General features: G+C 37.6%; 9 protein-coding genes. All 9 read right to left on the minus strand.

Translation table 11 applies throughout. From position 1 onward, the window contains the following. Positions 1-36: 36 nt before the first annotated feature. Entirely contained in the window at positions 37-804 is a 768-nt protein-coding gene (gene istB, locus ACH0QE_RS16260; protein WP_415781760.1) for an IS21-like element helper ATPase IstB, read from the minus strand. Beyond that, positions 804-2,357: an IS21 family transposase gene (gene istA / locus ACH0QE_RS16265; protein WP_415781761.1), complete on the minus strand. Its 1,554-nt coding sequence runs from the start codon at positions 2,355-2,357 to the stop codon at positions 804-806. Before istA ends, istB begins: the two co-directional genes overlap by 1 nt. A gap of 487 nt (positions 2,358-2,844) precedes the next feature. Continuing rightward, positions 2,845-3,444 (minus strand): YdhK family protein, encoded by a 600-nt coding sequence (locus ACH0QE_RS16270; protein WP_415777812.1) that lies wholly within the window; start codon positions 3,442-3,444, stop codon positions 2,845-2,847. 237 nt (positions 3,445-3,681) lie between these two features. Beyond that, the gene (locus ACH0QE_RS16275) at positions 3,682-6,111 is read right to left on the minus strand and encodes a heavy metal translocating P-type ATPase (RefSeq protein ID WP_415801630.1); all 2,430 of its coding nucleotides are present in this window, start codon (positions 6,109-6,111) and stop codon (positions 3,682-3,684) included. 127 nt (positions 6,112-6,238) lie between these two features. Next, positions 6,239-6,445, minus strand: coding sequence for a copper chaperone CopZ (gene copZ / locus ACH0QE_RS16280; RefSeq protein WP_192472096.1), 207 nt, complete (start codon positions 6,443-6,445; stop codon positions 6,239-6,241). Between the two features lie 14 nt (positions 6,446-6,459). Next, on the minus strand, positions 6,460-6,801 hold the full coding sequence (locus ACH0QE_RS16285) for a metal-sensitive transcriptional regulator (RefSeq protein WP_192472095.1): 342 nt from the start codon (positions 6,799-6,801) through the stop codon (positions 6,460-6,462). A gap of 496 nt (positions 6,802-7,297) precedes the next feature. Then, positions 7,298-8,242: a F510_1955 family glycosylhydrolase gene (locus ACH0QE_RS16290; protein WP_415801631.1), complete on the minus strand. Its 945-nt coding sequence runs from the start codon at positions 8,240-8,242 to the stop codon at positions 7,298-7,300. A gap of 205 nt (positions 8,243-8,447) precedes the next feature. Then, positions 8,448-9,602, minus strand: a complete 1,155-nt coding sequence (spoIIP, locus tag ACH0QE_RS16295; RefSeq protein ID WP_415801632.1) for a stage II sporulation protein P — start codon at positions 9,600-9,602, stop codon at positions 8,448-8,450. Positions 9,603-9,771: 169 nt separating this feature from the next. Further along, positions 9,772-10,098, minus strand: coding sequence for a four-helix bundle copper-binding protein (locus ACH0QE_RS16300; RefSeq protein WP_214738044.1), 327 nt, complete (start codon positions 10,096-10,098; stop codon positions 9,772-9,774). Positions 10,099-10,441 lie beyond the last annotated feature (343 nt).

Consider the following 10,441-nt stretch of genomic DNA (forward strand, 5'->3'; position numbering starts at 1 on the left):
TGTAACCGTCAAGTAGTTTTGAACAGTTTTTGCTCATTAAGTTTGAACACTTTTTGCTTCAAAAATTGTTCTTCTATTTTTAATTCTATAACTCTCTCCGTTTAAGTGAATGACTTCAACTTTATGAAGCAACCGGTCCAAAATGGCCGTTGTTATTCCTTTGTCTCCCATCAATTCTCCCCATTGTTCAGGCCCTTTGTTAGATGTAAGGATGATTGAACTTCGTTCATATAGGTCATTGATTAGGTGAAAGAATAAATTGGCCTCCCGTTGGTCCATTGCCATATACATCAGGTCATCAATGATGATTAGGTCTGCTTCTTTAATAGCCTTAAGCTGGAGTTGGGATTTACGGAGGTACTCCTGGGATTTGAGGATATTTATTAGTTCTCCCATGGTATAAAAGGAGACTCTATATCCGTTTTGTATCGCTTCCAGTCCTAGCCCGATTGCAATATGAGTTTTGCCAACTCCTGGTGGACCTAGAAGGATCATATTGTATTGCTGTTCAAGCCAAGTCAGCTCTTTAAGCTGCTCGATTTGACGGGTACTCAAAGATTGCTGTTCGGCAATCTTAAATTCATCGAGTGTTTTATAATAAGGGAACTTAGCCTTTTTCAACCTCTTTTCCCTGTTTTTCTCCTCCCGGCGCTTCAGTTCATATGATAGTATTTCTTGTACAAATTCAAGATAAGTCCACGAATGTTTTTCTGCATTTCGAAGTAATGTTGGTAACTCATTTGCTGTTTCCGCCATCCGAAGATGGCGGAGGTTTTCTTGAAGATACTTCACCGTTCCTGTCATTATTTGAGTCCTCCCATAATCTCTACATAAGTTGTCAGATCCCTTGATTGTGCAGTGGTTTTTCTTGCGGAGGTAGTCGTCTTCACTTTTTGAAATGAAGGGGATGGGAATAATTCGTTTTCTGTTAATCTATGAAGGTGTTGAGCGACATCACGAAGGTCATTTGCACTCCAAAGATGGTTTCTAACGCAGTGGGAAAGGGCTTCATCAATGACTTGTCTATATTGGTTAATCGTATGTTGAATAACTTGAAGTTGGTCTCTCATGTATCTTGGATATCTAGCACCAACCTCTTGGATGAATTGCTTTGCTTGTTCAGAATTGGACAATTGCCGTATAACTGTTTCTTTGAAAGCTTCGATCCCTTTTGACCGATCTCTTCCATGGTTTCGGTTCTTGATTAATTCTCCTTTTCCAAGACATAAGCGATGACGGGCAAGAATATCTCCTTGCGGAGTTGCTCTGATAATCAGCTGGCTTTCTTTTACTTCAACATAAACTGTATTGTTTCCCTTGGGCCGGTAGGTTCCTAGCGGTAGGGAGTATCGATTTGATTTGTATTTAATTACATTGTCCTGATTGACAGACCTTGTTATACTGTTACTTAGGTCGCTCTCGAAAGAGAGTAGAGATGAGACTGGTCTTAAGTGTTGCTTTTCCAGGGCGTGCACTTCTGCCGGTCTTTTTTTTGTAGTATTATGTACATTTTTATTACCTGTTCTTTCTAGCCAGGCAAGACATTTCTCATTCCAGCTTTCCAAGTTAAAGAATACTCTGTTCTTGGCAAAATTGCCTTTGATAAACTTGACTACATTTTCAATTTTTCCTTTACTTTGAGGGTCTGCTTTCCGACACAAGTAAACCCTGAAACTCCGTTCCTGTTTATATGCCTGAAAGTCTCCTGTAAGGATGATATCCCCAGCATTTTCGTTCACTGTAATTAAGTGGTCTTGATCATATACGATTTCTTCTGGCATTCCTCCAAAGTACTGAAAGGCACTTTCATGGCATCGGATAGTGTCTCTTGTGGTAAACGGTCTATCTTGCCATTCAACATACTTATATCTAGAATGCGAAAGAACAAACGAGATGAAGTATAGTTTTACTTCTTTGTTCAGCGATGTTTTAACTTTCATTTCTCCCCAGTCCACCTGCACCTGCATCCCCATTGGGAGCTCTTCTACAGCTTCATAATCACGGATACGAATCACTTTTGGTATATGGTAAGTATCCCTCAATTCCCTGACATAACTTCTTAGTGTACTGCTACCAACTTTGATTGCTGGGATCTTTTCCTTTAACCAGTCTTCAATTTGTGCTGAAGAAAGATCAGGATGCTCTTTTAGCCAGATTAGAATTATATCCCGATAGGGATCTAACTTTTTACTTCTAGTCTTCAATGTTGAGACCCAATCTGTTGCTTCATCGAATGACATATCCAAATACTTATAAACTGTATTTCTCGATATTCCTAATTTCTTGGAGATAGCTGCTATCTTAAAACCTCTTCCCCTAAGTTGATTTACTTCTAAATACAATGCTAGTTTTTCCACCTTTCCATTCCTCCAGCTAACACTATGTTGAAAATATCATCATAGCGTAACTGAGGTAATTATGGATGAAAAAGTGTTCATTTTTATCTAGCAAAAACTGTTCACTTTAGTCTAGCAGTTACATTATCCTCGGATGTCGTTCCTATTTTAGTGAAATCAAGAGTTATCCTAGACAAATCCCATAACATAATTTCAGCAATTCGAAAGTTTCTTGGCATAAGCATTCTAATGATTTAGCAGCTGGTAATCAATTATTTCATTTTCTCCTACCAGTTTCCGTTTATATAATCTTTAGTTTAAAAGCATCTAATGAGGAAGAATTAATTGAGGAAGTACTTAGAAGAACTACATAGTAAAAATAGAACATCTTAATATCTTATATAACAGCCTTTTATGCAGAAAGGCACACTCGAAAATAATCACAAAAAAAGGTGTTCAGAAAGTCTAAAATTGACTTATCTGACACCCTGTTATTTTTAAGTTATTGTTATTCAACCGGTGATAGTTCATCCTCTGTTACCCATTTATGATTTTTCACTTCTTCACCATTTGTAGTCAGCGTGAAATCAACCATGTACACGGTTGTTTGTTCAGCAGAATCAATTTCAGCAGTTACCCCGTCCATGCCTTCCATATGTTCAGCATTTATAGTCACTTCTGATCCAGGTTTAAGTGCTTCTTCTCCGACTCCCTCTAACTCTTCATGAATCACCCATTTATGGTCTTCCACTTTTTCTCCCCCGGTAGTCGGAGTATAAGAAACTGTATAAACTGTTGTGTCATATGCCCCTGCAATAGTTGCTTCCGCACCTTTCATACCAGGCATATGATCGGATTCAATGATTGCTTTGCTCCCAACTTTATAAGTTGGTGAAGCAGCGTCTTTTAAACCTTCTGGAACTTCTCCCGAGCCGGACATGTCCATATTGCCATGATCCTCATCCATATTATCTTGGGTCTCTTCTGTATTGTTGGTCCCCGTACTTCCATCTTTTTCTTCATTAGTACTTGCACATGCCCCTAGTAGTGATATAAGAGAGGTCAGCAATACAAATAGCATAAATCTTCTTGTACTAATTCTTAACATTCAACAACCTCCTCCTTTGACATTTTATATTATATTACCCTAGATTGTGTATTATACACAATAGTTCCCTAATGTTTTATTCCCCATCTGTAAACATTCATCGAAAACTTAAAATTATTACTATCAAACCGCATAGAAGGGAATACTTTAAAAATTATGGTCTCTTAATTGGAAAAGGAAGAAACGAGAATGACTCAGTGAGTCACTCCCACTTCTTGAACTTTTTATAGACCATTTCTAGCGTATAGGTTTCCATTTTCGTAAAAACAGTGTATTGCCAACTACTGAAACAGAACTGAAAGCCATAGCTCCTCCAGCGAGAATTGGGTTTAAAAGGCCAATTGCTGCAACCGGTATCAATATGACATTATACGCAAATGCCCAGAAAAGATTTTGTTTGATTTTTCTCATTGTAGATTTTGATAAGCTAATTGTATCAACTATTCCCATCAAATCACCTCGCATTAAGGTGATATCCGCAGCTTCCATAGCAACATCTGTACCTGTTCCAATGGCAATACCAACATGCGCAGCAGCTAGTGCTGGTGCATCATTGATACCATCTCCGACCATGGCTACAATTTTCCCTTCCTGCTTCAATTTTTCTACCTCGGCTGATTTGTCTTCTGGGAGAACTTCGGCAAGTACCCGATCAACCCCCACCTGATTGGCAATAGCCTCGGCTGTCAATTTATTATCACCAGTTATCATAATAACTTCTATGCCCATGTTTTTAAGGTGTTTAATTGCTTTCGCAGATGTTTCCTTTACTGTATCAGCAACTGCGATTATACCGGCAAGGTTGTCATTAACTGCTATTAACATAGCAGTTTTCCCTTCACCTTCAAGTTTTTCCATTCGATTTAATGCAGAATCAATAACGATACTATTTTTGTGCATTAACTTTTTATTGCCTATAAATACCTTTTGATCATTTATGTCCACTTGAATTCCATGCCCTGGGATGGCATTAAAGTTTTGAGCATCCTTGAGCTGAAGATCCTTCCCTTTTGCTCCATTAATAATTGCTTCTCCAAGTGGATGCTCTGATCCTTTTTCGGCAGAAGCAGCTAATTGCAATAATTCATCTTCACTGTATTCCCCAAATGTGATGATATCTGTTACATCTGGTTCTCCTTTAGTTATAGTACCAGTCTTATCCAGTACAACGGTAGTTACCCGCTGTGCTGTTTGAAGATGTTCAGCTCCTTTAATAAGGAGGCCATTTTCAGCACCTTTTCCAGTACCAACCATTACTGCAGTTGGTGTAGCCAGGCCTAATGCACAAGGACATGCAATAACCAGCACAGCAATAGTGCTGACAAGGGCAGGCGTAAATCCTGCCAGGAAATAAGTTATAGCAAAAGTACCTAATGCAATTAGTATGACAATCGGGACAAAGATTCCAGATATTTTATCGGCAAGTTTCTGAATAGGGGCTTTTGAGCCCTGAGCTTCTTCGACAAGTTTGATAATTTGAGCTAACGCAGTATCCTTTCCAACTTTGGTCGCTTTAAAGGTAAACGCCCCGTGTTTATTTACAGTTGCTCCAATAACTGTGTCGCCTTTTCCTTTTGTAACAGGCATACTTTCACCGGTAAGCATGGATTCATCAACTGTAGTATTTCCCTCGATTATTTCTCCATCTACTGGAACCTTTTCTCCTGCTCGAACAAAAATCAAGTCACCTGTTTGAACCTCTTCTAGTGGAATATCAAGTTCTTCTCCATTTCGTAGGACCTTTGCTGTTTTTGCTTGAAGTCCCATGAGCGTTTTAATTGCTTCAGATGTTTGCCCTTTTGCCCTTGTTTCAAGCAATTTCCCCAAAACAATTAAGGTCATAACAATGGCAGCTGCTTCATAATACAAAAATTGCCCTGTTCCTAATATCGTGACAATTAAACTGTAAAAATATGCGGCTGAAGTTCCCAGTACAACTAAAACTGCCATGTTTGCACTGCCCCCACGAACCGCGTTGAAGGCATCACGGTAATAATGGCCTCCTACATAGAATTGAACTGGAGTAGCAAGAAGGAATTGAACCCATGGACTCATATGAAAAAACATCCCATTTCCATATTCCATCGCAAAATCCGATATCATTTGAATTAAGAAAAACACAGATAGGATTGCCCCTACAGTGAATTTTCTGACCTGCGTTTTGTATTCCTTTTCCCTTGCGCTACGCTCATAATCATCATTACTATCGCCTACTACCCTGGCATCGTAGCCGACTTTTTTTACAGCCGCCATTATTTGCTCGATATTTGTGTTGCCAGGAATATATTCGATAATTGCTTTTTCAGTTGCTAAATTGACAGCTGCGCTAGTAACTCCTTCAACCTTTTTCAAGCCTTTTTCAACACGAGTTGAACATGATGCACATGTCATTCCAATGATATCGAGTTGGACTTTTTCCTCCTGAACTCCATAGCCCGTCTTTTTTATTTTCGCAATGACATCATTAACAGAAGCAACAGCAGGATCATATATAACAGAAGCTTTCTCAGTAGCGAGGTTCACATTAGCCTTTTGTACACCTGGAACTTTGGCAATGTTTTTCTCGATGCGTGTCGCACACGCAGCACATGTCATTCCAGTGATACTCAATGTAACGTTTTCTTCTGAAAGATCAGTTTGAGTCTTTGCTATTGATTTCTCACCCATTTTTCTTCCTCCTTTTTAGCTGGAAATGAGGATAAATACTATATTTTCAAGATTGGTTATAAACACATACAGGGTATACATGTTATTAAAAGAAAGGGTGTCCCATTAAGCACACCCTTCTTCATAATTAATTCACATCATAACCTTGATCATCAATAGTTTCCTTAATCTTATCCAGGGAAACTTCCGTTGGACTGTATTCAACATCGACTTTTCCGCTTTCAAGATAAACTTTAACATTTGAAACTCCAGGTAATTCTCCTACACTACCTTCAATCGCTTTAACACAATGTCCACACGACATACCAAGTACATTTAATGTTACCTTTTCCATTTCTAACAGCTCCTTTACTTTTTTATTAACTTATGAATAGTAACGAGTACTTCATCTAATACATCGAAATCTCCTTGCTCCAGGCGGTCCACTACGCATCCCTTTAAATGTCCTTCTAAAAGAACTTTTGCCACGCTGTTCAAAGCAGATTGGGTTGCTGATATTTGTGTAATGACATCATCACAATAAGTGTCTCTTTCGATTAAACCTTTTATGCCACGTATTTGACCTTCTATCCGGTTTAGTCGAATCAAAAGTGAGTTTTTCACTTTATCCGAGTGATGACTTTTCCTTTCGAGCTCGTAACAATTTACTTCATCAGCAATTAAAGTATTCGTTTTTATTTCAGGTTGCATTTAGCTTCCCCCCTTCTATAACCAATATACCATACCCCTGTACCCTATGTAAATATAATTAAATTAATTTTTAAAAAAATATGTAATTAATGTGAACGCAAAACAAGATAAGCATTGTACTTGATTTCCAGTTTGCTTTTTTGGTATTGCCTGCCTACTACCTGTGTATCTTTTTGCACATAAAAAGGGTTTATCATTTGAGTGTCATAAAGATATTTAGCAAGTTGAATACTCGATCCCGCGAACCCATTTCCCAAGCATGGTTGCCATCTAAAACCTTGGAATGTCTTCTAAAGACCTGCAGAACCGGGTTTATTGTTCTATTCGGGGACATAAAAAAAATTGAATGATTGGCACTATTACGGAGAATTTAGGAAAAGCCATCCTCTATTATTTATACTGGGATGGCTTTTAGCTTATCCTTCACTCTTTTGACAGTAAACTTCATACAATTCTATATAATTTTCACTATCAGGTTGCATTTCTATTTAAGAGATTACTTTTCTGCTGACTTCCTACCTGTACCTTCTTCAACAATTTCATCCCATGTTTTGCCACTATCACTACTTGTATATACATTTAGTAAATCGGTTGCAAATGCGAGCTCTTTTTTGTTTTCACGGTTTACGGCAATATAAGAGATATTTCCCTCAAAGTTTTGGGGCATATTTAAATTACTGAAACTACTATCACTGATATTAATTTGTAAGATTCGCTTGTCACCATTATTTGTTCCTGCAATTATTGTATCATCATCTGAAAATACAGCAGCACTCACACTTAAATCCGTTACTATCTGTTCAAACGAATCCCCATAGTTCTCAGAAAGATAGAGACCCTGATCTGTTCCAATTGCGAATGTTCCATTTTTGGAAGGATGTGCCGCCATTACTAAAGGAGAGCCGGAAATCCCTTGCAAATTCATTAAATTCCAGGTTTCTCCCTGATTATTTGAGTAGTAAAATCCTTGTTCTTTCATTTTGGAATTAGGTTCAGATGCAAAGACATAGATTTCTTCTGTTTCGTACCCTACGGACAATGCATGGAAATCTGCCTCCCCATGCAAATCAACTACATCAACCGTCTGTCCATTGTCCTTGCTTTTTACAATTCCTAAGGGATTTTGAAGGTTCGAACCAGGTGCTGGGTGTCCACTGCTGTAAAATCCATCCTTAACGGGTGAATACCCCATATAATCATTTTTTGGTCCTTCTGGTATTGACCATGATCCATTAGAGTATACCTTTAAACCATCATGGACTGCAGCAATTAACTTTTCTCCATCTTCTGAAAAGCTCAGACCATGCAAGTCAGAAAATGTCATTTTATTTCCTCCGTTATTAGGAAGAAGAATTATAATCACGAATAAACCCATTACTACTAGAAAGAGCCACCCTAAGCCAAACTTTTGCTCTTTGTTTTGTTTCTTCTTTTTAGTCATCGTTTCCTCCTGAAATTTATTATTCCTTTGCTTTTGTTACTAATATCCCATAAAGCTGTGCATTTTTTATGAAGCACCGATATTGACAAACGGTTCTGATTTAACAAGATGGAGATGGGCAAACTTTGAAGAATTGGGTTTCGATCTTCTGTCAAAAGTTCCGCAGGTGGATAGAGTTATAGACTCTATCACAATCTCAAAACTATCAATTTCCGTTTACTTCCTCAGCTTCCCAATAATATTCACTGAAAACTTCCGCAAATGCTTTAATAGAATGATCCAATTCAATGCTATTATTCTCTATTCCTCCAAACTCAAGCAGCATCGATTGGCTGGAAAGGTCCTGATTATATACTCCATTTCCATCATCTTTTGACTTTACAAAAACACCTCTGCTGATTCCTGGGAATTTCTCTTCTAGCATTTTATTCAATTCTTTGGCTAAGGCAAGATTACTTTCATAGTTTTTATTTTCCCTCCCTACTATAAAAAATAATCTTGCAAACGGTTTTCCGTTGATCATTGTAGTTGTAAGCTTTTTAGGTTGGGAATCCCTGTGAATATCAATAAGATAACCAATAGATGATTCTTGTGCCATTACCTCTTTTACTGACTCTCTTGAAAGCGTATATGAATCATTGTAATTCCAATTTTTCTTTTTTAATTCCTCTGTAACATTGGACGTGCTGTGGCTTGCTCCAATGCCTTTTTTCATTAATTCGTCTCTTAGCTTTTTCCCCACTGCTATTATGTTTTTACTTTCATTTAAACTTACAGCTTCATTTGCGGTCTTCTTTCCAGGCAATGAGGGCAAAAAAGCTTCCCAGCTGTGGGAATGATAAATATATGCCACATCCTTTCCGGTTTTAAGGATAGGCGAAATCCTTTTTTCTTTTGAAACATTTTTTTCGCCTAGCTCCTGTTCTGCCATTTCTTTCTCTTTCAAAAGCACTTCTAACGGAGGAGCAGATTCCATTGGCATTGTGGTAAGATCTGTCCCAATTCCTGCGATAGCAATTTCGGTATTAAAGTTGAAAAAACCTGGAATTTCTCGACCGAGAAATGTTCTAGTGTCTTCTGGCCAAATATTTGTAAAAGAGAGAAATACTGCTCGGGAGATAGAGGGTGTTTCTTGTTCATTAATAACTGAGCTAAGCGATCCTATTTCAGTTGCCATGAGACTTAGGATGATATTAGTATGTACGTTTTCGCTAGTAGCTGTAATAAAGGAAGAATTTATTTTTTCTTTAAAATCAAGAAAATTAATGAAAAATATAATACTAATAATTAAGAAAAAAAACGCGAAATAAATCTTGTGAACTCTTATTAAAAATATAGTATTTTGATGTCTTTTGTTCATTCGCTCACTCCGTTCTATAACTATCAACTTACACGATTTATATGACCGGAAATAGAATAATAGACTAGATTTCCATGTAGACTTTTAGGGTAAGGGCTTTGCCGGCATGTCGGAATTCAGACATCTTGAAGACAAAAAAACAGACACCAAGTGTCTGTTTTTTGGGTTACTATACCATTTGCCGGCATGCTTCTGCACATTTAAAGCAAGCCTCAGCACATTTTTGACAGTGTTCATGTGAATGCTTCTTGCATTCGTTTCCACAAGCCTCGCAAATATCAGCACATAACTGGCAGATCTGTTTTACAAAGGGACTGTTTGATTGCATAGATTTGGCAGCGAAAGCACAAATGTCTGCGCATTCCCGATCCATTCTTATACATTCTGCCATCATTTTTAAGTCTTCTTCATGGAAACACGCATCATAGCAAACATTACAAGCCTCCATACATTCAAGGCAAGCCTGAATACACTGTTCATAAGTTTGGTTATACATGTAATCTCCCTTTCTGTTTTTTTCCTTTCATTTGATAGGTTACCCATGCATTAAGTAAATAAACTGCATATAAAATGCATATTTTTCAAGATGCTCGCAATAACGCTCTGATTTATAAATAAAGTTTGATCAATCGCAAAGCACGTTATACCCAATTATCCCCAATAGAACTCTATTCTATTTTCCTTCTATTTTTGCTTTGGTAGACGCTTCGAATAAAAACAGCCCATTGCAGCATGAAAATAACTGTTACGGTTACTAAAAAAGGCTTTTGTACCCAATTATAACTACCTAATCTAAAAAAGAAGAGAAAAAATGCAGTGTGCAATACTACTAGAATATA

This window comes from Mesobacillus sp., from assembly GCF_047739415.1.
GTDB lineage: Bacteria > Bacillota > Bacilli > Bacillales > Cytobacillaceae > Mesobacillus.

What these genes read in the sequence shown, in the direction of transcription:
- ACH0QE_RS16275 (WP_415801630.1), bottom strand. Translation starts at nt 6,111, where the DNA reads ATGGGTGAGAAATCAATAGCAAAGACTCAAACTGATCTTTCAGAAGAA.
- istB (WP_415781760.1), bottom strand. Translation starts at nt 804, where the DNA reads ATGACAGGAACGGTGAAGTATCTTCAAGAAAACCTCCGCCATCTTCGG.
- ACH0QE_RS16290 (WP_415801631.1), bottom strand. Translation starts at nt 8,242, where the DNA reads ATGACTAAAAAGAAGAAACAAAACAAAGAGCAAAAGTTTGGCTTAGGG.
- ACH0QE_RS16270 (WP_415777812.1), bottom strand. Translation starts at nt 3,444, where the DNA reads ATGTTAAGAATTAGTACAAGAAGATTTATGCTATTTGTATTGCTGACC.
- copZ (WP_192472096.1), bottom strand. Translation starts at nt 6,445, where the DNA reads ATGGAAAAGGTAACATTAAATGTACTTGGTATGTCGTGTGGACATTGT.
- ACH0QE_RS16285 (WP_192472095.1), bottom strand. Translation starts at nt 6,801, where the DNA reads ATGCAACCTGAAATAAAAACGAATACTTTAATTGCTGATGAAGTAAAT.
- spoIIP (WP_415801632.1), bottom strand. Translation starts at nt 9,602, where the DNA reads ATGAACAAAAGACATCAAAATACTATATTTTTAATAAGAGTTCACAAG.
- ACH0QE_RS16300 (WP_214738044.1), bottom strand. Translation starts at nt 10,098, where the DNA reads ATGTATAACCAAACTTATGAACAGTGTATTCAGGCTTGCCTTGAATGT.